Raw genomic sequence first — 18,279 nt, 5'->3', positions numbered from 1 at the left:
ATCCGGCCACGTTATGGCAGGGGCTCAAGCTGACCTTTTACGCGGTAAATAGATAAACGCTCCTGGGAGCGCATCATGTTGCATATCGTTCTGATAGGGTACGGGCAGATTGCGAAATCCCAACATATTCCGGTGCTGCGGCAATCCCGGGCGTTCAAATTGATGGGTGTGATTGATCCGCAAATGGATGATGCAGACGGTCTGCCCTGCTTCCCGGATCTGCCAGCATTTTTCAAAGCGGGTGGACGTTGTGACTGCGTGGTGATCTGCACCCCGCCAACATCCCGCCATGCCCTGGCGGAGGCGGCGATGGAGAAGCATCTTCATGTCCTGCTGGAGAAGCCACCTGTTTCCTCCCTCTCCGCGCTTTTCACGTTAAAGCAAATGGCGGTGCAACGCGGTGTGACGCTTTTTACCGGGTGGCATAGTCGCTACGCGCCGTGCCTGCCCGCCATCGCCGCACGTCTAAAAAATCGCCATATCCGAGAGATTGAGATTTGCTGGCAGGAAGATCACCGCAAATGGCATCCCGGCGCGCAATGGCTCTGGAAAGCCGGGGGGTTTGGCGCTTTCGATGCGGGTGTCAACGCGCTCTCGCTTCTCCATGCCGTCATGAAAGTGCCATTGGTCTACCAGCAAGGCGACATGGCGTTCGCGAACGGCGCGGAGACGCCGATCCGCGCCGCCCTTCACCTTTCAGCGGGCGCCGAAAAAATTCCGGTCAGGGCGTGGTTTGACATTGGCGCTGAGCCTGATGACGAAAACTGGACAATCACCTGGCGCCTTGCGGATGGCACGACGATCAAAGCGTTGGAGGGTGGCGCATCCTGGTCGGCGGATGGCGCGGTGTCGCCGCTCAATAAGGCCGATCCTCACGCGGAATATCGCGCTTTATATGCTGATTTCGCCCGCTGCATCGCGCAAGCAACATCAAGCGTCGTCGCTGTCCCTTACCTCATCGCGACCGATTGCCTTGCGCAGGGACGACGTCACGCCGGAAATATGGCCGTGCCGGATTGGGTTATTCCGTCGCGAGGGGGCGGGACATGAGGGCTGCTTTCGCCGCCGTGACAGACATATCGCCCGCGATCAATTTTGACACGGTTTCCACGAGGGGCATGTCGATGGCATGGCGGCGGGCCAGCTTGAGAAGAACCGGGGCGGTGCGACAGCCTTCGACGATGCCATGCGTCTCATCCAGGGCAAGGGCGCGCGCATCCGCATTTTGTCCGAGCGCCAGGCCGAACCGAAAATTACGGGATGAGGGGCCGGTGCAGGTCAGGATGAGATCGCCCATGCCGCTCAGGCCGGAAAGGGTTTTTGCCTGCCCGCCAAGGGCGCGATTGAGGCGGTGCATCTCGGCCAGGCCGCGCGTCATCAGGGCGGCACGGGCATTTTCCCCCAATTGCGCCCCGATGGCGATACCGGCCGCAATGGCGATGACATTTTTGGCCGCACCGGCCAATTGCACGCCCGTTAAGTCATCCGAGGCGTAGAGCCGAAAGCGCGGTGTGGCCAGTCGGGAGGCAATCTCCTCCGCCATTGATAAGTGCGACGCGGCCAGTGTGGCTGCCGCGGGCAGACCTGTCGCGATTTCTCCGGCGAAATTGGGCCCGGACAATATAGCGACATCGCGCCCCGGACAGGTCGCGCGCAGAATGTCGGCGGGGAAGGCGTAAGTGTCACGTTCGAGCCCCTTGCAGCACGCAATAACCGGGCCTCTACCCGATGTGACGCGGGCGATGTCTCGCAATGCATGGGTGGGTGTGGCGAAGAGCGTGTCATCGGCGCCTTCCGGCATCACGTTCGTGACATGCACGGCGGGTAGAAGCGCGACATGCGGCAGCCTTGGGAGCCGACGCGAGGCGGCGTCAACGGGGCTTCGGCTCCAGAGCGTGACTTTATGGCCCGCGCGGGCGAAATTCTGTGCGAGGGCAATCCCCCAGGCACCCGCCCCGAATATTGCGATGTGGCGCAGCGCACTCATGCTTCCACCAGCCAGCGGACGGAGATTTCTGGCGGGACCTCCTGTTGCAGATAAGGCGCGAGGGCCTCAAGAATGTGGCGTGCATTCTCATCAAATCGATAATGCGGATTGGCGACGAGAAGGCCGCATCCATTCAGGCGTGTCGGGTCCGTCGGCGGGTTGAGTAGAAATTCGCAGGTTAGAAGTTTTTTGAGGCCGGTCTCAATCAGCATATCCTGAAACTCCCGAACAGGGGCGCGATGTTTAATGGGATACCATGCCGCCACGACGGAAGCTGGAAAGCGCCGCCGCGCCATAAAAATCGCCGCGCGAAGCCGATCAAACTCATTTGTTTTTTCAAAGGGAGGGTCAATCAAGACCAGCCCACGCCCGATGAGGCGCGGCGGCAGAAAGGCCTTGACCGCACGATAACCGTCCAGATGGTGCACACTGACCTGTCGGTTGCTTCGGAAGAGTCGCGCCAGCGCGGCGGCGTCATCAGGGTGCAGCTCAGAGCAGATCAGCGCATCTTGCGGGCGTAAAAGCGACGCGATCAGACTGGGGGAACCGGGGTAGGATTGCGGTGCGCCAAAACGACGCATAACGTTGATGTAAGGTGTCAGGACATCCGGCAGTGCGGCACCATGCGCGATTCGCGGGGGGATGAGGCGGCCTATTCCGTCGCGCCATTCCCCCGTTTTCTGCGCTTCCTCGGCGTTGAGCTCATACAGACCTTTGCCCGCATGTGTGTCGAGCACGGCGAAACCCGCATCCTTGCTTTTGAAATGCGCCAGAAGGTCAATCAAAAGGGCATGTTTGACGACGTCGGCGAAATTTCCGGCGTGAAATGCGTGGCGGTAATTCATGCTCAGGCTTTACGGAAATTCGTCGCATCCGTCACGCTTTGTCTGCGGCGCTGGGCCGAGACGATGGAGGATCGCATCATGGCTTGGCGCGTCACTGATGGAAATTTCCCGCCAGTCAGAGGGTGTCAGGCGCGTCGCGATGGCAGCAGACAAGGTTATGGCGCGGATGCGGCTTGAATCCACATCGGTGCCGGCGGCGGCTTTCACCCAGGCAGATGCGGTTCGTGACGAGAAAAACATGATCGCGTCAACTTCGCCTGATCCTATTTGCGATATCAGCGAATCAGAAAGTGACGTGACCGGTCGGCTCCGATAAGTGAGGTGTCGCACAACGTCCCAGCCGCGCGCCTGAAGCGCATAAGTCAGTTTCAGGCCCAGTTGCGCCCCGGTCGGAAAAAGCACGCGCCCCGATGGCGGCGCCGACCCCAGATGTGCCACGATGGATGCCGCGTTTCCCGCGCAGGTGACGATGTTGAGGAAGCCGTGCGCGCGAAGGCGACTTGCCGTTGCTGCCCCCACGGCACAGACCGGTATGTCGCGCGCGACGTCCTGAAGAGCGGGGATGACCTGGGCACTGGTAACGACCAGTTGCGTAAAATCACCCTCAGGGAGCGGGCGTGGGATTGCCTCGATTTGTAAGAGAGGGTGCCAGACAGCGCGCCAGCCAAGAGCCGCAACTTGTTGGCAGGTTTTTTCAGCCCCGGGGCAGGGCGCGTCACGATGACGGAAAGATGATCAGCCGGACGGGTCATCCAGAAATATATCCTCAGGCGCTTCTGCCCTTAATGCATCGCCAAGCGCCAGGCCGAGTTGCTCCGCATCTTCCGGCGCGCCGGAGACTTCTTTCTGGAGGTAGAAACTGCCATCCTCGCGCGCGACAATACCGGTCAGCACAATTTCATAATCCTCAAGCACGGTGCGCGGTGTGTGACCAGGGCGGGGGCGCAGCCGCGCATAACCGCCGATGGGCGTACGGCAGGAGCCGTCAAGCGCGTCGAGCAGGGCGCGCTCCGCCGTGGCGACGGCGCGGGCCTCCGGGTCTTCAATCGCCAGAAGAAGCTCTTTAAGTTCCGTATCCGCGCTGCGCACGGTGACACCGACAATACCCTGACCTGCGGCGGGGATCATATCCTCCGTGCTGAGCACGACATCGGCTCGGTCTTCCATACCCAAGCGCTTCAGCCCGGCATAGGCCAGCATGGTTGCGTCGCACGTGTCGCCTGCGAGCTTGTCAAGCCGCGTCTGCACATTGCCCCTGAGGAGGCAGAAGCGGAGATCCGGGCGTTTATAGCGTAACTGCGCCTGGCGACGGACGGAGGCACAGCCAATCATGGCGTTTTGCGGCAGGACATCAAGGGGGTCGCCCCCGCCGCAGCGATGTCCCGCGCTTTTTCCCGCAGACGAGGATGCACAATCAACGCGTCACGCGCATCTTCCCGCTTGAGTGTGCAGGCAAGGGCCAGACCGTAAGGGAGTTTCGTCTCCAGGTCCTTGAGGCTGTGAACGGCGAAGTCGATCCGCCCTTCAATCAAAGCCTCATGAATTTCCTTCGCGAAGAGCCCTTTACCCCCGATTTCAGCGAGGGCGCGGGATTGGACACGGTCACCCGTTGTTGAAATCTGATGCTCTTGAAACGCACCGAGATCCCGCAAAATGGGACAGAAACGCGTCAGACGTGTCAGGAAGGTGCGCGTCTGCACGAGGGCCAGGGGTGAACCACGCGTCCCGACGCGGAGGGGGAGAGCACGCCGTGTCTCAGAAACATGGGCGCGACCCATGGCGCGGCGTTTCATCGCCTCAGCGGCGACTTTCTGGAGTGCGCTATTCACAATTTCAAGCTCAATCTAATCAATGGCCTCATCGTGCGTTTGGGGTTTAGCTACTCTTTTCGGGACTATAAAGGAAGTATTCTCTCCTCGAGGGAGGAAAAATGTTACCTATCAGTAAGCAATGACGTAACATGTCCGTATGACCGCGCTGTTTTCTTCAGACTTTCCCCCCTCCCTGGATCGGCCTGCTCCACTCCTCGCCATCGAGTCCTCATGCGACGACACGGCCTGCGCCATCATGTTGCCTGATGGTCAGATCTGCGCGGACCGGATCTATTCCCAGAATGAACACGCGGCGCTGGGTGGGGTTGTTCCGGAAATTGCGGCGCGCGCCCATCTTGCGCATTTGCCGGACCTCGTCACGCAATGTCTTGCCGATGCCGGATATCAACTTGCAGATATGGGCGCCTTCGCGGCGACAACAGGCCCTGGGTTGATTGGTGGTCTGATCGTCGGCAGTCACTATGCCAAAGGTCTCGCCCTGTCGATGAACCGGCCTTTCATCGCGATAAATCATATCGAGGCCCATGCGCTGATGGCCACGTGGCCGCTTATGCCGGGCGGGGGGGCGCCATTTCCCTTTCTGCTTCTGCTTGTCTCCGGTGGGCATTGCCAGTGCGTCGCCGTGCGCAATATCGGGGATTACACGCTTTTAGGGAGCACGATTGACGATGCCGCGGGTGAGGCCTTTGACAAGGTGGCGAAAATGCTGGGCCTTGGCTGGCCGGGTGGCCCGGCTCTGGAAAAGCTCGCGCGGGAAGGCGATGCACGAAAATGGGATTTTCCACGCCCCCTCATCGGGCGCGAGGGGTGTGATTTTTCATTTTCGGGGTTGAAGACAGCTGTATCCCGGGTTGTATCCCGCTTCGGGGCGGAAGCGCTGACGCGCCGGGACGCCGCTGACATCGCAGGCAGCTTTCAGGCCAGTGTCGCGCGCGTCATGGCGGATCGCGTCAGAAACGCGCTGTCGGCTTTTCCCGAAGCGAAGAATATTGTCGTGGCGGGAGGTGTCGCCGCCAATCAGGCAATACGCACGTCCATTGAGGCGGTCGCGCAGGAACGCGGCCTCCCGCTCTTCGTCCCGCCTGTGCGGTATTGTACGGATAATGCTGTCATGATCGCCTGGGCCGCATGGCAGAAAATTCGGGCGCACCCCGCCGCGGATATCAACGATCTCAACGTCGCGCCCCGCCCAAGATGGCCGCTGGATGACATGCGTCCCCACCCTTTTGCGCCAGGCTGACGCTGTAACGACGGAGCGGTGGGAAACGGGACTTGCGTTTGAACGCGCTTTTCGGCAAAGAGTGTCTCCGTAAGGAGAGGTGACCGAGCGGTTTAAGGTAGCGGTCTTGAAAACCGCCGTGCGTGGAAGCGTACCGTGGGTTCGAATCCCACCCTCTCCGCCATGGGTCCGATGGAAATGATGGACTTACAGGTCGCGGCTGCGGCCCGTGTAGGGAACAATCAGGTTCTTCACTATGAAGTATCCGGGATTTTACGGGATCATACGGGATATGGTGGGATGAAAAACCCTTGATGCGCTTGGTTTTTAGCGGGTCAAAAAGTTATCCACAAGCGTTAACAGTGAAAAACCTTTTTGCCCACGTTTTTGCCCGCGTTTGCCTAAAATCGAAATTTGGGCAGCCATGTTTTGCACTTTCAGCCGAGTGACGACCTCGCGTTTCAAAGTCGTATTAGAGCTATCCCTAAAATCGAATAAGAGGCGGTTTCACGCGGTTTAAGGCGTGTGCAGGCGCATGCTGATCGGAAGGCGCTATCGATCAGATATCGCCGTTTTTAAGGCATCTTAGTTTCGCTAACATACAACTAGCCAAATTTTCTGGTTAATTTGATAATGTGCTGAATTATGAAGGTAATTACGACTTATCCACAGAAAATTTTTCGTGTTATCATACAACTAATTTTCGTGTGATATTTATTTTCATTGTAACATATCCAAACCTTCAGATCGCTTGGAAGCGGTAAATCACCCGGCCGATGAGGACGGCGGGATGCTTGCTACTTATACTGCCCCATATGAGCTGGTCGCGGTTGATATCTTGAGAAGGATAAAACTTATTGTCCGCAATCAACGTCACCTGACCGCCAAGCGCCAAGGCAATACGTCTGACGATCATACGCCCATCAATCATGAGGACGGTGAGCCCGGACACGGCCTCAATCGGCTTTGTCTCGACGAGGATGAGATCACCGTCACGAAGAGTTGGCTCCATTGAGTCACCACTTATTTTCAAGAAAAACGAGGTTTCGGCTTTCGCATTTAATCTCACGAGAAAGCCTTCAGTAATCGGGACCTGCTCGGTTTCAGTATTTCCTGTTTCTAAATCCCCAGAATTTAAGAAGGATGCTGCGTCGAAAAATGGAAGTAGTTTTATAACCTTGTCTTCAGCGCTTCGTCCCTCGTTAGATAAGTGCTCACGACTCTGACTATTAGAGGTGATGGAAGGAGGGTGATCCGTGATGCCTGCCAACCATTCTAAAGAAACCGAGCAAACGCGCGCGATCTTCACCGCAGCTGAAAGCTTCATTTCCCGGCCATAGATGTATCCTGACATCGTGCTGACAGGAATATCGGCCATTGTTGCCACGCTGGTTATCCCCCCAAATTGATACACGACTTCGCGTAACCGTTTCACGGAAACGTCGTCATCCTGGCGAGCGAGGGCGCGGTCGGAGATATGGAACCTTTTACTCATTACAGGAAAGTCTTCTGCGAAATGAATGACTTACGCTTTGTTTTCCGCTTTTCGACGTATAAAAAACGCAAAACAGTTGACATTGCGACGAGAAACAGTAATTTAGCCCCATAAGCCTGCCGCAGCTTCCTCTCGCAGGAAACTGGGGAGGGCAGGTTAAAAAAAATGGCTGCCACCATTTGTCTTATAAAAGGAGTTCCCATGTTGGATTTTAAGGCCAAGGAAATTGGCCTGCGCCTCGACAGCCCACTGCATCCCGAGGATGTGAAGGCAGCGCTCAGAAAAAAGTACGGAACGCTGAGTGCGTTCTCGTGGAAGATCGGCAAGACGCCCACGGATATCTACTCCACTTTTTATCGACCTGGCTACTCCATCCCGGTTGAGCGGGCGGTTGCAAACGAGCTTGGTTTGCAACCGCAGGATATCTGGCCAGACAGATATGACCCTGATGGGACGCCTCGTCCTTACGGTCGGCGCAACTACCCTAAAGCCCGGGTCATTAACGATCTCCGTCAAAACGAGGCCTTAAAATGAACATGCTCATAACAGAGGTTGAAATTAAAAGCGTGTTTATAGGTGACAGGTTGCGCGCGGTCGATTCTGACTACGTTGCACTTCTTGCGGCGAGCATCAAGGAAAACGGCTTGCGCCAACCGATTGAGGTGCGAAAATCCGCTGATGGTGGGTATTTGCTGATTTCAGGTGGTCATCGCTTGGAGGCCGTTAAAAGCCTCGGTGTGAAGAAGATTCCGGCAATCATCGTTGAGGCGTCGGAACTTGAAGCGCAATTGCGAGAGATCGACGAAAATCTTTTCAGGCGCGATCTGTCCGCTTTGGACCGCGCGACGTTTCTGGCGCGTCGTAAAGAGGTTTACCAAGAGCTGCACCCTGAAACGCGGGCCGGTGGAGATCGTCGTTCGAAGCAAATGCTCAAGGTTGAGCATCAAGCGACTAAAGATGACGATCAGATGGACAAGGTTGACCATTTGATCCCTTCATTCTCTGACGTGACTGCCGATCGCTTGGGGTTATCCCGTCGAACGATAGACCGCGCCATCGTCCTGCATAAGGCAATTGCTCCCGAAGTGCGCGAAAAAATTGCCAGCACGTGGCTTGCGGATAGTGGCGCGCAACTTGACATGTTGGCTAAGCAGACGCCTGAAAATCAGCGCCGAATAGCGGACCTGATTGTCGAGCAGGGCATCCGTGCGACCGTTGCTGACATCATGCGACAGCTTGAAGAAAAACCGCCTGCACCGAAGCCGGGTAAAATGGAGGTCTTCCTCGGGCTATGGCGTAAATGTTCCGCGCGGGAACGACGTGGGATTGCCGAGCATATTGCGCAAAATCTCCCTGAAGTCTGCTTTAAAACAGGCTGGGATTTTGCGGATGATGAGCAGCGGGCTGCCTTCGCCAACATTATCGCGCCGAAACTTCCCGGATTTCGTGCTGGAGACGCGGCATGACGCGCATAATCTATGCGAAATCACAAATGAGTCTTTTTGCCTGGCAACCCCCGGAGACGGTTGTTGCCTTTGACCCACAGCTTATTCGAGCTAACTCATTTTCCGGGCGGATATCGCGCGCGATTTCAATATCTCTGGATGAGTGCGGACGTCCTCGTGAGGACGTCGCGCGCCTGATGTCCCGCCATCTCGGGCGGGATGTCTCGTTGAACATGCTCAATGCTTACGCAAGCGTGGCGCGAGACAACCATCAGATCTCAGTTTCTCGGTTTGAGGCGCTGCTCGCCGCGACGAAAGACAGGCGTCTGCTGGAATTTTTTGCGGCCGACCGCGGCTGGGCCGTGATTGACCGCCGACATCTGCCGCATATCGAGCTCGCAGCTCTCAACGAGCACAAGCGTGAGGTTGCCCGTCAGGAACGTGCGGTGCGTGCTCGGACATGGAGGGCGTAATGGATAGGCGGATAATTAGGAGGTTGATTGATCAGAGCAAGATAATTGATCAGATTTGCGATGAGTTAAGGAGCGTATCGCTTCGGCCTGGGCATTCAGCCGCTTTTCCAAATCACCATCGCGATTGTCCGACGTCGACGTCGCGACAATGTGGAAAAGGTCTGAAAAAGAGCGATCAAGGATGCTGTCCACGTAAGCCTCGCGCTCTACTCCTTGCGGTATCTCTAACGATTGTCTCGCGATTTCGCCAGTGTAGCTCGACTCCAGGAGACCAAGCATGATCCGGTTAGAATCATACTCTTTGACAAGCTCGATCGCGACACGCGCGAAATCGGAAAACAGGTCTGCTGAGCTGGAATCGTCCCCGCTTTCGGAAGCGGTATCATCAAGCTTCTGCAACAGACTCAAAAATCTATCTTTCATCGTGGTTTGCCTGAAGGTTTCAGTCACGTTTTTCTCCTTGTCGCGAATGGGAAAGCACAAGGTGGAACGGGCGGCGCAGTTTTGGCAAGTGCTATTCTGCGCCGCTCAGAACCTAGCGTGGAGGGCGCTATGAAGCTTTTACGTGTCTTAAGTCTATTTCAGCGTGACTTCGCTCACGCACTCTATCGCACGAACGCTTTAGGAAGGTCTCGAGTCGGTGAGCGTCTTCGTGCATGTGCCAACGTCGGATTTCCAGGAAAAGTTTTGATTGATGCTCATCCAGAAGGGCGTCGAGCTGCCCTTCAGCATGCTCTCTCGACGGTGTATCCAGCACGAATTGTCCAAGCCAATATCCCATGTCCTGCTCAAGGAACTCGAGGATGGTAAGCGCGCAGGATAGATTTTCAGCTAGCTCAAGGAAGACTGAGGTCGCGCGCTTGGCGATCGTTTCTTTCTCTTCTTCCGAAGCCGTTCCGTGCGCGAATGCGAAGATGAGAGAGTCAAAACCCGCGGCGGCGGCATCAATCGACGCGAACACTTTTTCATCCATTGCGGGGTCCTTCTTAGGTTGCATGGAGAAGGATAAGTCGAGAACGGTTTCAAGGTTTCTAATTTTGTCTGCGTCGCTTTCTTCCTTGCAAAGGAGGGCGTAATGGTGACGGTTGGACAGCGGCCCTGGCTGACGATGACCGAAATCGCCGCCTTGCGTTTGCCGGATATGCCGGAGACGCAACAAGGCGTCCTGAAGAAAATCACAGCAGAAAACTGGATCACGCCCGAATCTGAGGGTCAAGCCTGGCGGCGTCGGGAAGGCCAGGGCGGGGGGTATGAGTTCGCGCTCACCATCCTCCCGCTTCGCGCTCAGATTGAGGCGGCGCGGTCCCTTCAGGGACTGTCGCGCGACCCGGTTGCCGCTGCGGAAAGTGAGACGATTGGGAAGCGGAAGCGAACTGCATTATGGAAGCATTTCGATACCCTTCCCGATAAACTCAAAGATAAGGCGCGCAACGCTTACCGCATTCTTGACGCGGTCGAGGCGCTGGTAAATGCCGGGCAGCGTAAATATGTGGCCATGATGTTGATTGCCTCGCAGGAACGGGTTTCCATGCGCACGATTCAACTTTGGTATAAGCGTGTGCGCGGCCTTAACAAATGTGATTGGCTGGCGGCGCTTGCACCGAATTACGCTAAGCCGAGTGAACGCGTGCATTGCCCAGGCGAGGCATGGGACATTTTACGATCAGATTATCTCCGCCGAGAGTCACCTACCTTCGCCAGTTGTTACGCGCGGCTCGTGAAGGTCGCGGAGGAGCGCGGCTGGACGCTGCCTTCGCGGCGGACGTTATTGGCACGCATGAACGCGTCGCCTGTCGGGATGCGCGTTCATCAACGGGAAGGGGAAGACAAGCTCAAAGCACTTTACCCCGCGCAACGACGCGATCACAGCGTGTTTCACGCGCTTGAGGCTGTCAATGCAGACGGACATAAGTTCGACGTGTTTGTCGAATGGCCGATCGGCAATGAAACGCGCATCGTGCGGCCCGTTCTTGTCGGGTTCCAGGATATCTATTCAGGGAAAATTCTGAGTTGGCGCATCGATATTTCAGAAAATAAAGAATCGGTGCGCCTGGCCTTTGGCGACATGGTCGAGAAATACGGAATACCTAAACTCTGCTACCTTGATAATGGTCGCAACTTCGCCTCCAAATGGCTCACTGGCGGCGTTCCAAACCGTTACCGCTTCAAGGTGCTGAACGACGAACCTCTCGGCATCATGCCGCAACTAGGCGTTGAAGTGCATTGGACGAAACCTTATAGCGGCCAATCCAAGCCGATAGAGCGTGCCTGGCGCGATTTCGCCTCGGATATTGCCAAACACCCGGCCTTTGCCGGGGCTTATACAGGGGCAAATCCGACAGCCAAACCTGAGAATTACGCGAGTAAGGCTGTGCCATTGGACCGGTTTATCGCTGTGGTCTCGCAGGGCATCGCGGACCATAACGCCCGGACGGGTCGCCGCTCTGATGTTTGTAAGGGCAAATATTCTTTCGACCAGGTCTTCGAAGAGTCGTATCGACGCTCAGTGATCACGAAGGCCACTGAAGAGCAGCGTCGCTTATGGCTGCTGCCCGCCGAGCAGATCACTGTCTCCCGACGAGATGGCGTGATTGAAATTGAGGGTAATCGTTATTGGGCCGAGTTCCTTGAGGAGCATCGCGGGACCAAGGTTGTTGTCCGGCTAGACCCGCAGGATTTACAGGCCGATATTCATGTTTACCGCTCAAGTGGTGTGTATCTCGGCGCTGCCAAATGCGTGGCCAAAACCGGCTTTGCTGATAAGGACGCCGCGCGACGGCATCAGCAGGCGCGGAAAGAGTTTATACGCGCCAATAAGCTTCAGGGCGAAGCCGCTAAAAGGCTTAGCGATGAAGAATTGGCGGCGGTTTTTGCCAGCCTGCCGAAGGAGGAAGAGCCGCCACTGGAGAGCGCCGTGACGCGCATGTTCACCGCACCACAGGTCCAAGGCAATACAGCGTTGGCGACGCAGTTTATGGCTGAGGCTGACGCGCAAGAAATTGAGGAGGAGGAGGAAAATGAAAACATCCTGCGCTTTTTACAGCGCGATCGATAATTAACAGGGCCTGCCAGCCCGTGCCGCCATTGTCCCATGCTGGAGTTGAAAAAATGCGACTAAAAAATGCTACCTCAAAAGTCTTTCAGAGTGCCCTCAAAACAGCCCAACTTACGGGTTCGATTGAAATCGTCATAGCTGAAGAAACAAATCTTCAGGAAGAAATATCTGATTACATAAGTGAAAATGAAAATGCCTGGACTTTCTCGGCTAACGATTTACCGAAGTCACCAGCAGCATTTTGGCAAGGTATTGCTAATGGAATTGGGGACGTCGAGCAAACAAATCGCAATAAAATGGTCAATGTTATCCGCCACCTCAAGAAGGTAGGCGGCGAATGTCTCTTTATCATCAGTGACGCGCAAGAATTGTCGTCGATGATTATGGGGTCTCTTACAAATGTGAGTTCCTTGAAAGTGATAGGATTCGTTTTTATTGGAAATCGCAAAATTGGAACGCGTTTGCGGCAGTCAAACGTAAGTTACACTACATCATATATTGATAATATAGAGCAAGAAAATGGGCCTGCCAGCTCGGATCGAATGCTGACCACGCAAAAAGCGATTTTTCGAGATTAGATTGTGGCAGCACGGGCCTGCCAGCCCGTGCTGCCTTTGTCCCATGCTGGTTTGTCAGAGACAGGAAATTTTTATCATGCTGGAACAGAAAATCAATAGCGCCACTGTGCCCCCCATCCCGAGCGCGCCGAGTGAGATGGCACGGCGTCTTAAAACACATATGGAGGAAGCCGGGCTAAGTTATGCCCAGGCCGCCATCCAGACCGGTATCCCGAAGGGTACTCTCGGCCCTTGGCTTTCTGGCACTTATAATGGTGTCGCGGAAAATATCGCGGCAAAAGCCGAAAAATACCTCGAAAGCCTGAGTGAACGGTCCAAGGTCGCTGAGATGCCGGTTGAACCGGGTTTCATCGAGACGCCTTCTTCGACGGCCTTCCGAGCGGTATTTGAGTACGCGCAGTCGGTGCCGGACGTCGGACTGATTACGGGCAATGCGGGCGTAGGAAAGACCGTTTCCGCTGAGCAATATGTGAAAACGACTCCAGACGTCTGGATGATGACGGCGGATAGCTCCATGCGCAGCCCGACGGCCGTGCTGCGTGAGCTGACCGAGATTGTGGACGCGAGTGAAAAGCGCGGCCCGCGCATGATGGCGTCATTGATTGCGCGTGTAAAAGGGACGCAGGGCCTCATCATCGTTGACGAAGCCCAGAACCTCCAGACTGAAGCGATTGACCTCTTGCGCACGATTTACGATCGCGGGCGGATCGGCCTGGTGTTCATGGGCAATGAACCCCTTAAAGGCCGCATTGAAGGTATGGGTCGCGCAACGACGCACGCGCAGATTTTTAGCCGGGTAGGGATGCGCAAAAATCGTCCTCGACCTCAAATCAACGACATTTTTCGCGTGCTTGATGCCTGGGGCATTCAGGATGACGGCCTGCGGAAACTCTGTCGCTTTGTCGGCACGCAGGCCGGTGGCCTTCGCGGCATGACGAAAACCATACGATATGCCCACGTGCTGGCCGGAGCCGAAGGCCGGAATGTTCTTGAGCAAAAGGACATTCAGAAAGCCTGGAACAGCCTGACTGGCGGCGAACTTCAATCCTATCGCAGCCGGGAGGGCTGATCATGACCAAAACTCAAATCAAGACCCCAGCGCAAATCAAAGAGGAGGTCGTGGAGACTTATTTCCGCCTGACGGATGATGCGACGGCGCAGGTTGATGTCAGCATCGAAGTCCGCCGTGTGTTGCGGGAAATGTTCATGAGCCTGAGTGTCGACCTCACGGTCGCCGACCTTCGGGAGCACCTGGAGGAGTATTGGTCATGAGGTCCGAGCGGCTGACAACAAATCAGCATGCCGTTTTGTGGCTGCTTCAGCGCTTCGAAACGGGCACATGTGAGACGGGCTTTAGGCGTCTTGGTTGGACGCCGCCTGATGGCGCGAACCCCTTAAGGATTACTTGCCCCGTGCAGGTGCTTCAATCCTGCCTTGCTCGTGGTTTTGTCGAGATGGTCGGTCAAACGGCGCGATTGACGGAGCGCGGACAGGAACGTGCGGCGGCGTTTTACGTGAGGCCGGTGAGTGTTCAGCGCGCCACTTTACCGAATGAAGTGCAATGGCTGACGGACGCGCAACTGGCAGCGGTTGAGCCCTGGTATCCCGACACATACCGGCCGCGCCTTGACGATCGGAAGATCCTGACGGGCATCGTGCATGTAATTCATCACGGCAAAATGTGGGGGCAGGTGCCCCCCGAATGCGGGCAGGAATTACAGGTCTATCGACGCTTTCTGAAGTGGTCGAAAAGCGGCGTGCTGGATGCGGTCTTCGCCCACCTGCGGACGCGGCGAGCTGACGGAAGCATTTGCCTGGTCATCACGCCGGAAATGCTGCTGCGCCATCCCGGCACCCGGCAGGGCGTGATGGCCGGATGGTATCCGTCCATCCTCGCGCCCGAGGAGTTGGCCGCATGAGCATCTTACGCGCCGTCTCATCGGACGATCTGGATCTTGTGAAAGAGCTACGCGCCTTGGGTGACGTGCTTTTGCAGCAGGAAAAGGGGATTTATCTGACTGCCTATGAAGCCCGCTTCCTCGGCGTGTGGGCGATCTCCCAGGCACGCAGGCAGGCGCGGCGCAATAAAGCCCTTGAGAAATCAAAAGAAGAACTCAACCATGAAGGATAACAAAGATATGAAAAAAGCCCTTTTGAACGATGCGGACCACCTCATGGCGCATCTCAGCATCGGCCTGAAAACTTCAATCACGGAGCTGAGAAATCCATTCCCGCCGCTTCTCGTGACGGCGATTGAAGAGGAGTGGCCTCGACAGCCTTCGTGAAAATGAGGTGCGTCAGCTTTGGGCTGTGACGCAGAAAGCCCTGCTTTTATTGAGCCTGTCGCGGATCACTTTCGCGCTCCGTCATCCCACCATGAACATTATGCAATAGGAGACATTTATGACCGAAATCTCCCCAGTCAGAACCCTCCGCGATGCGGAGGGGCGTGACATCCCTCAAACGTCGATCCGGCCGGAGATCGTCATTCAGCACGATACCGCGATGAAGCTCGCGGCGCGTTTTCAGGCACTTCATGACCATGTGCAGTCTGAAAAAGCCGCGATCTTTGCCGAGATTGACGCTTTTCAGGCGCTCATTTTCCAGGAATATAATGTCAAACTTGGCGGGCGCGTCGGCGGATTGACGCTCGTGAGCTTCGACGACCAGGTGAGGGTCGAGACGTCGCGCTATCATTACCAGCAACTCACGCCCGCATTACCGGCGGCGCAGGCGCTGATCAATGAGATACTCGACGATTTGACGGAAGGCGCAACGGCCGACCTGCGCGCGCTGGTTTCGGCCGCATTCCAGAAGGACGAGCGGACCGGGCGCATCAACGTCCAGCGCATCCTGGACCTTAAACGTCTCAGCCTCAATCATCCGAAATGGCCTGACGCTGTGCGCGCCCTGAACGACGCTGTGGCGTCGGCCGGGTCGAAAATGGCCGTGCGCTGCAAAGTCCGGCCGGAAGAGGGTGTGCCCTACGAGCAGATCGTCGTCGATTTTTCCCGTGTGTGAATGAGAGAAGGAGATCATCTGATGAGGACTTCAACCCTGTCTTTCGGTGCGACTGTGATCTTCATTGGCGGGCTGCTGATCGGCGCCGCATCCCAAAGTCTACGTGACCCATGGCGCAATGACCGAGAGATGCTGATCCGCATGGTAGAGCATGGCGCCAAGCCGCTCGACGCGGCCAGTGCGCTGCTTCTTGTCGGGCAGAACCGAAATCCTCGGGAGGCAGGTCATGCGGCTTATCTCGGTGAGCTACCATGAGCGGCGTTGACCCGACCCGACGGGCGATTTACGCGAAATTGCAGATCGCCCGCAAGCAGCTCGGCCTCGAAGAGGAGATTTATCGGGAGATCATGACGCGGATCACGGGCAAGGAGAGTGCCCGTGACTGCTCGCTGACGCAGCTTGAGGCGCTTTTAAGGCACTACCGGTCAATCGGCTTCCGCGCGCGGCGTGCAAATAACCGTGCCGAAATCCGCAAGATTTACGCGATCTGGACCGATATGGGGCCGAGGCTGACGTCGCGCGGGTCAAGGGACGCGTTGCGTCACTTCGTCAAACGTCAAACGGGCGTGGATGCGCCTGAATTTCTCTCAGCCGGGCAGGCGCAGCGTGTCATTGAGGCGCTCAAATCCTGGCAAGATCGGATCGGGGCCTAATCTCATGGCCATGAATCCTCCACCCTCCATCGCGTGGCTCGTCCGGGAAATTGGAGAGGACGCGACGCTGCGCTTTATCGAGTCAGCCGGGGGACAGCGTCTACGCGTGCCGCGCGATGTCTCCCGGGCGCGGGCGATGCGGGAATATGGCGACGATGTCCTTGAGGCATTGGTGCGGCGTCATGGTGGGGTCAATTATCAAGTGCCGCTCGTTAAATCCTGGCGTGCGCATATGCTGGCGAAGCGCGGCCTGAGTAATAATGAGATCGCGCTGCGCATGGGGATTTCATGGCGGCAGGTGCCGAATTTACTTCGGTCCGACCCTACTATTGACCGCACCTTTAAAAACCCCGGAAATGCTGATCAATTGGGGCTTTTTGACCTCGACGACGATTACTGAGTCGAAAACACACAGCCTGAATGGGCAGACCTCGCACGCCTAATCTATTGGCATGCGAAGAAATCTCAAAGCCTCTCTCAAATTCACTCTCGCGCGCGAAGGCGGCTATCAGTGCGGGCGCGCTGATCGTGGCAATTGGACAGGCGGTAAACTCGGTGTCGGCCAGTTATCCGGCACGAAGTACGGCATTTCAGCGATGCTGCTCAGTGAGATACGGGGTGAAGCTGTTTCCGCTGCCACGATGAAGGCATTGACGCCTGATGTTTTCTTCGACGTCGCAACATCGCGTTTCTGGAATGTGCTGGATTGTGACGCACTGCCTGACGGCGTCGATTTGATGCTGTTCGATTTCGGCTTCAATAGCGGGACCGAGCGCGCGGTAAAGCAGCTTCAGCAACTCCTCGGCATGAGCATGGCAGCTCAGGATGGCGAAATGGGTCCGGCCACATTAACGGCTCTCCACGAAGCGTCCACCGCAACAATCGTGAGTTTTTTATCCAAAAAATATCTGGAGCAGTTTCAGTCCTGGCTTGACCTGCCTTCCGGGCAGGTTTCGATGACATCTCTCATTGATGCTGTGGGCGAGCAAAGCGCGCGGGACAACCTCATCATTTACGCGCTCGCCTCGCAACAGGAGGCGGCTTACCGAAGCTTTAGGACTTTTAGGACTTTCGGCCAAGGTTGGCTGACACGTCTGACGGAACGCGTGGCGGAAGCCCATCGGCTTGCCCAGGCTGCCGACGGCGCACTGGCGTAATGTATGACGTTCTCGAACATTGGTTCACCATTTTGGGTGCCGTCGGCGGCGCGGCCGGACTTTATGCGATGGGTCGGCATCGAACGATTACCGAGCGCGTCGATGCGCTCGAGGATGACATCAAAACATCATTGAGAAGGCTGGAGGATGATGGCGAGCGCACGCGGGAGCTGCTGCACGTCATCATTCGCGGTCATATGGGAGATCATAAATGAGCGTGAAAGTCAGCATCGAAGAAGACCGGCGTAAAAAAGTGATCGACGCGCTGGCCCAGATGCGCGACGGCCTTCTTTCCGAGGACGTTATCCTGCGCGCGGTGCTCCAGACCGGGCGTGATACGGACCGCGACACAATGCGCGCAGACCTCACCTTTCTCGAGCGGGCCGGGTGTGTCCTGGTGACAAAGCTGGAAATCATCAATGGCGAGATCTGGCGGGTTCAGTTGACCGATGATGGCTTGCGGGCCTCGCAAGGCCACCTTCTCGTCGCGGGCGTCGCCCGCCGCGTGGTGAGGTGATG

General features: G+C 56.5%; 25 protein-coding genes, 1 tRNA gene and 2 pseudogenes. 21 read left to right on the top strand and 7 right to left on the bottom strand.

The features are described 5' to 3' along the window. Positions 1 to 75: 75 nt before the first annotated feature. Entirely contained in the window at positions 76 to 1,050 is a 975-nt protein-coding gene (locus CGLAMM_RS01320) for a Gfo/Idh/MocA family protein (protein ID WP_394819670.1), read from the top strand. Here CGLAMM_RS01320 and CGLAMM_RS01315 read toward each other — a convergent pair. The 4 genes and pseudogenes from CGLAMM_RS01315 to hemC form a co-directional block, all read right to left on the bottom strand. Next, a complete protein-coding gene (locus tag CGLAMM_RS01315; protein WP_394819671.1) occupies positions 1,022 to 1,987 on the bottom strand; it encodes an NAD(P)H-dependent glycerol-3-phosphate dehydrogenase in 966 nt (321 codons plus the stop codon). The two genes, CGLAMM_RS01320 and CGLAMM_RS01315, sit on opposite strands and share 29 nt — an antisense overlap. Continuing rightward, complete coding sequence (locus tag CGLAMM_RS01310; RefSeq protein ID WP_418115261.1) at positions 1,984 to 2,832, bottom strand: 23S rRNA (adenine(2030)-N(6))-methyltransferase RlmJ; 849 nt, start codon at positions 2,830 to 2,832, stop codon at positions 1,984 to 1,986. The genes CGLAMM_RS01315 and CGLAMM_RS01310 overlap by 4 nt, the downstream gene beginning before the upstream one ends. A gap of 9 nt (positions 2,833 to 2,841) precedes the next feature. Further along, positions 2,842 to 3,504: pseudogene (locus CGLAMM_RS01305) on the bottom strand (uroporphyrinogen-III synthase); the annotation flags it as partial. 63 nt (positions 3,505 to 3,567) lie between these two features. Continuing rightward, positions 3,568 to 4,676 (bottom strand): annotated as a pseudogene (hemC, locus tag CGLAMM_RS01300) (hydroxymethylbilane synthase). Positions 4,677 to 4,800: 124 nt separating this feature from the next. Here hemC and tsaD point away from each other — a divergent pair. From tsaD to CGLAMM_RS01285, 3 genes are all read left to right on the top strand, one after another. Continuing rightward, complete coding sequence (gene tsaD / locus CGLAMM_RS01295) at positions 4,801 to 5,904, top strand: tRNA (adenosine(37)-N6)-threonylcarbamoyltransferase complex transferase subunit TsaD (RefSeq protein ID WP_394819675.1); 1,104 nt, start codon at positions 4,801 to 4,803, stop codon at positions 5,902 to 5,904. Positions 5,905 to 5,977: 73 nt separating this feature from the next. Next, positions 5,978 to 6,067, top strand: a tRNA-Ser gene (locus CGLAMM_RS01290). Further along, positions 6,040 to 6,198, top strand: coding sequence for a hypothetical protein (locus CGLAMM_RS01285; RefSeq protein WP_394819676.1), 159 nt, complete (start codon positions 6,040 to 6,042; stop codon positions 6,196 to 6,198). Before CGLAMM_RS01290 ends, CGLAMM_RS01285 begins: the two co-directional genes overlap by 28 nt. A 427-nt stretch (positions 6,199 to 6,625) precedes the next feature. On the opposite strand, the gene CGLAMM_RS01280 is transcribed toward CGLAMM_RS01285, so the two are convergent. After that, a complete protein-coding gene (locus CGLAMM_RS01280) occupies positions 6,626 to 7,378 on the bottom strand; it encodes a S24 family peptidase (RefSeq protein WP_418115260.1) in 753 nt (250 codons plus the stop codon). 201 nt (positions 7,379 to 7,579) lie between these two features. Here CGLAMM_RS01280 and CGLAMM_RS01275 point away from each other — a divergent pair, with 201 nt between their 5' ends. The 3 genes from CGLAMM_RS01275 to CGLAMM_RS01265 are packed head-to-tail and all read left to right on the top strand — an operon-like array spanning position 7,580 to position 9,296. Then, positions 7,580 to 7,912: a helix-turn-helix domain-containing protein gene (locus CGLAMM_RS01275; RefSeq protein WP_394819677.1), complete on the top strand. Its 333-nt coding sequence runs from the start codon at positions 7,580 to 7,582 to the stop codon at positions 7,910 to 7,912. Further along, positions 7,909 to 8,844: a ParB/RepB/Spo0J family partition protein gene (locus CGLAMM_RS01270; RefSeq protein WP_394819678.1), complete on the top strand. Its 936-nt coding sequence runs from the start codon at positions 7,909 to 7,911 to the stop codon at positions 8,842 to 8,844. The genes CGLAMM_RS01275 and CGLAMM_RS01270 overlap by 4 nt, the downstream gene beginning before the upstream one ends. Continuing rightward, a complete protein-coding gene (locus CGLAMM_RS01265; protein WP_394819679.1) occupies positions 8,841 to 9,296 on the top strand; it encodes a hypothetical protein in 456 nt (151 codons plus the stop codon). Before CGLAMM_RS01270 ends, CGLAMM_RS01265 begins: the two co-directional genes overlap by 4 nt. 15 nt (positions 9,297 to 9,311) lie before the next feature. Here the strand turns inward: CGLAMM_RS01265 and CGLAMM_RS01260 are convergent, their stop codons facing one another. Then, positions 9,312 to 9,746, bottom strand: a complete 435-nt coding sequence (locus CGLAMM_RS01260) for a hypothetical protein (protein WP_394819680.1) — start codon at positions 9,744 to 9,746, stop codon at positions 9,312 to 9,314. Positions 9,747 to 9,846: 100 nt separating this feature from the next. Further along, the gene (locus CGLAMM_RS01255) at positions 9,847 to 10,269 is read right to left on the bottom strand and encodes a hypothetical protein (RefSeq protein WP_394819681.1); all 423 of its coding nucleotides are present in this window, start codon (positions 10,267 to 10,269) and stop codon (positions 9,847 to 9,849) included. A gap of 102 nt (positions 10,270 to 10,371) precedes the next feature. Between CGLAMM_RS01255 and CGLAMM_RS01250 the strand changes: the two genes are divergently transcribed. The 14 genes from CGLAMM_RS01250 to CGLAMM_RS01185 all read left to right on the top strand — a co-directional run bounded on the left by CGLAMM_RS01250 (position 10,372) and on the right by CGLAMM_RS01185 (position 18,277). Further along, positions 10,372 to 12,351, top strand: a complete 1,980-nt coding sequence (locus CGLAMM_RS01250; protein ID WP_394819682.1) for a transposase domain-containing protein — start codon at positions 10,372 to 10,374, stop codon at positions 12,349 to 12,351. A 20-nt stretch (positions 12,352 to 12,371) separates the two neighbouring features. Beyond that, on the top strand, positions 12,372 to 12,929 hold the full coding sequence (locus tag CGLAMM_RS01245; protein WP_418115259.1) for a hypothetical protein: 558 nt from the start codon (positions 12,372 to 12,374) through the stop codon (positions 12,927 to 12,929). Positions 12,930 to 13,005: 76 nt separating this feature from the next. Next, complete coding sequence (locus CGLAMM_RS01240; protein ID WP_394819684.1) at positions 13,006 to 13,998, top strand: AAA family ATPase; 993 nt, start codon at positions 13,006 to 13,008, stop codon at positions 13,996 to 13,998. A 2-nt stretch (positions 13,999 to 14,000) separates the two neighbouring features. Further along, positions 14,001 to 14,201 (top strand): hypothetical protein, encoded by a 201-nt coding sequence (locus tag CGLAMM_RS01235; RefSeq protein ID WP_394819685.1) that lies wholly within the window; start codon positions 14,001 to 14,003, stop codon positions 14,199 to 14,201. Next, entirely contained in the window at positions 14,198 to 14,848 is a 651-nt protein-coding gene (locus tag CGLAMM_RS01230; protein WP_394819686.1) for a transposase, read from the top strand. The genes CGLAMM_RS01235 and CGLAMM_RS01230 overlap by 4 nt, the downstream gene beginning before the upstream one ends. Further along, a complete protein-coding gene (locus tag CGLAMM_RS01225; RefSeq protein WP_394819687.1) occupies positions 14,845 to 15,060 on the top strand; it encodes a hypothetical protein in 216 nt (71 codons plus the stop codon). Before CGLAMM_RS01230 ends, CGLAMM_RS01225 begins: the two co-directional genes overlap by 4 nt. Positions 15,061 to 15,067: 7 nt before the next feature. After that, positions 15,068 to 15,214 carry a hypothetical protein gene (locus tag CGLAMM_RS01220; RefSeq protein ID WP_394819688.1) on the top strand — a complete coding sequence of 49 codons (147 nt, stop codon included), beginning with the start codon at positions 15,068 to 15,070 and terminating at the stop codon, positions 15,212 to 15,214. A gap of 118 nt (positions 15,215 to 15,332) precedes the next feature. Continuing rightward, entirely contained in the window at positions 15,333 to 15,950 is a 618-nt protein-coding gene (locus CGLAMM_RS01215) for a DUF3164 family protein (protein ID WP_394818706.1), read from the top strand. A gap of 21 nt (positions 15,951 to 15,971) precedes the next feature. After that, positions 15,972 to 16,205 (top strand): hypothetical protein, encoded by a 234-nt coding sequence (locus tag CGLAMM_RS01210; protein WP_394819689.1) that lies wholly within the window; start codon positions 15,972 to 15,974, stop codon positions 16,203 to 16,205. Further along, a complete protein-coding gene (locus tag CGLAMM_RS01205; RefSeq protein WP_394819690.1) occupies positions 16,202 to 16,603 on the top strand; it encodes a gp16 family protein in 402 nt (133 codons plus the stop codon). Before CGLAMM_RS01210 ends, CGLAMM_RS01205 begins: the two co-directional genes overlap by 4 nt. Before the next feature lie 4 nt (positions 16,604 to 16,607). Beyond that, a complete protein-coding gene (locus CGLAMM_RS01200; RefSeq protein ID WP_394819691.1) occupies positions 16,608 to 17,003 on the top strand; it encodes a hypothetical protein in 396 nt (131 codons plus the stop codon). Positions 17,004 to 17,055: 52 nt separating this feature from the next. After that, positions 17,056 to 17,760, top strand: a complete 705-nt coding sequence (locus tag CGLAMM_RS01195; RefSeq protein WP_394818702.1) for a glycosyl hydrolase 108 family protein — start codon at positions 17,056 to 17,058, stop codon at positions 17,758 to 17,760. Beyond that, positions 17,760 to 17,975 carry a hypothetical protein gene (locus CGLAMM_RS01190; protein WP_394818701.1) on the top strand — a complete coding sequence of 72 codons (216 nt, stop codon included), beginning with the start codon at positions 17,760 to 17,762 and terminating at the stop codon, positions 17,973 to 17,975. The genes CGLAMM_RS01195 and CGLAMM_RS01190 overlap by 1 nt, the downstream gene beginning before the upstream one ends. Then, entirely contained in the window at positions 17,972 to 18,277 is a 306-nt protein-coding gene (locus CGLAMM_RS01185; protein WP_394818700.1) for a hypothetical protein, read from the top strand. The genes CGLAMM_RS01190 and CGLAMM_RS01185 overlap by 4 nt, the downstream gene beginning before the upstream one ends. The last annotated feature ends 2 nt before the right edge of the window (positions 18,278 to 18,279 follow it).

It is taken from the genome of Sorlinia euscelidii, assembly GCF_036452135.1.
Taxonomy (GTDB): domain Bacteria; phylum Pseudomonadota; class Alphaproteobacteria; order Acetobacterales; family Acetobacteraceae; genus Sorlinia; species Sorlinia euscelidii.
The sequence above is the reverse complement of the archived record's forward strand: the minus strand, read 5'-3'. Positions and strand labels throughout refer to the sequence as shown.

Bases quoted from the DNA above. Each gene is read 5' to 3' on its own strand.
- CGLAMM_RS01320 (WP_394819670.1), top strand. From the start codon at position 76: ATGTTGCATATCGTTCTGATAGGGTACGGGCAGATTGCGAAATCCCAA.
- CGLAMM_RS01315 (WP_394819671.1), bottom strand. From the start codon at position 1,987: ATGAGTGCGCTGCGCCACATCGCAATATTCGGGGCGGGTGCCTGGGGG.
- CGLAMM_RS01310 (WP_418115261.1), bottom strand. From the start codon at position 2,832: ATGAATTACCGCCACGCATTTCACGCCGGAAATTTCGCCGACGTCGTC.
- tsaD (WP_394819675.1), top strand. From the start codon at position 4,801: ATGACCGCGCTGTTTTCTTCAGACTTTCCCCCCTCCCTGGATCGGCCT.
- CGLAMM_RS01280 (WP_418115260.1), bottom strand. From the start codon at position 7,378: ATGAGTAAAAGGTTCCATATCTCCGACCGCGCCCTCGCTCGCCAGGAT.
- CGLAMM_RS01275 (WP_394819677.1), top strand. From the start codon at position 7,580: ATGTTGGATTTTAAGGCCAAGGAAATTGGCCTGCGCCTCGACAGCCCA.
- CGLAMM_RS01270 (WP_394819678.1), top strand. From the start codon at position 7,909: ATGAACATGCTCATAACAGAGGTTGAAATTAAAAGCGTGTTTATAGGT.
- CGLAMM_RS01265 (WP_394819679.1), top strand. From the start codon at position 8,841: ATGACGCGCATAATCTATGCGAAATCACAAATGAGTCTTTTTGCCTGG.
- CGLAMM_RS01255 (WP_394819681.1), bottom strand. From the start codon at position 10,269: ATGGATGAAAAAGTGTTCGCGTCGATTGATGCCGCCGCCGCGGGTTTT.
- CGLAMM_RS01250 (WP_394819682.1), top strand. From the start codon at position 10,372: ATGGTGACGGTTGGACAGCGGCCCTGGCTGACGATGACCGAAATCGCC.
- CGLAMM_RS01240 (WP_394819684.1), top strand. From the start codon at position 13,006: ATGCTGGAACAGAAAATCAATAGCGCCACTGTGCCCCCCATCCCGAGC.
- CGLAMM_RS01235 (WP_394819685.1), top strand. From the start codon at position 14,001: ATGACCAAAACTCAAATCAAGACCCCAGCGCAAATCAAAGAGGAGGTC.
- CGLAMM_RS01230 (WP_394819686.1), top strand. From the start codon at position 14,198: ATGAGGTCCGAGCGGCTGACAACAAATCAGCATGCCGTTTTGTGGCTG.
- CGLAMM_RS01225 (WP_394819687.1), top strand. From the start codon at position 14,845: ATGAGCATCTTACGCGCCGTCTCATCGGACGATCTGGATCTTGTGAAA.
- CGLAMM_RS01220 (WP_394819688.1), top strand. From the start codon at position 15,068: ATGAAAAAAGCCCTTTTGAACGATGCGGACCACCTCATGGCGCATCTC.
- CGLAMM_RS01215 (WP_394818706.1), top strand. From the start codon at position 15,333: ATGACCGAAATCTCCCCAGTCAGAACCCTCCGCGATGCGGAGGGGCGT.
- CGLAMM_RS01210 (WP_394819689.1), top strand. From the start codon at position 15,972: ATGAGGACTTCAACCCTGTCTTTCGGTGCGACTGTGATCTTCATTGGC.
- CGLAMM_RS01205 (WP_394819690.1), top strand. From the start codon at position 16,202: ATGAGCGGCGTTGACCCGACCCGACGGGCGATTTACGCGAAATTGCAG.
- CGLAMM_RS01200 (WP_394819691.1), top strand. From the start codon at position 16,608: ATGGCCATGAATCCTCCACCCTCCATCGCGTGGCTCGTCCGGGAAATT.
- CGLAMM_RS01195 (WP_394818702.1), top strand. From the start codon at position 17,056: ATGCGAAGAAATCTCAAAGCCTCTCTCAAATTCACTCTCGCGCGCGAA.
- CGLAMM_RS01190 (WP_394818701.1), top strand. From the start codon at position 17,760: ATGTATGACGTTCTCGAACATTGGTTCACCATTTTGGGTGCCGTCGGC.
- CGLAMM_RS01185 (WP_394818700.1), top strand. From the start codon at position 17,972: ATGAGCGTGAAAGTCAGCATCGAAGAAGACCGGCGTAAAAAAGTGATC.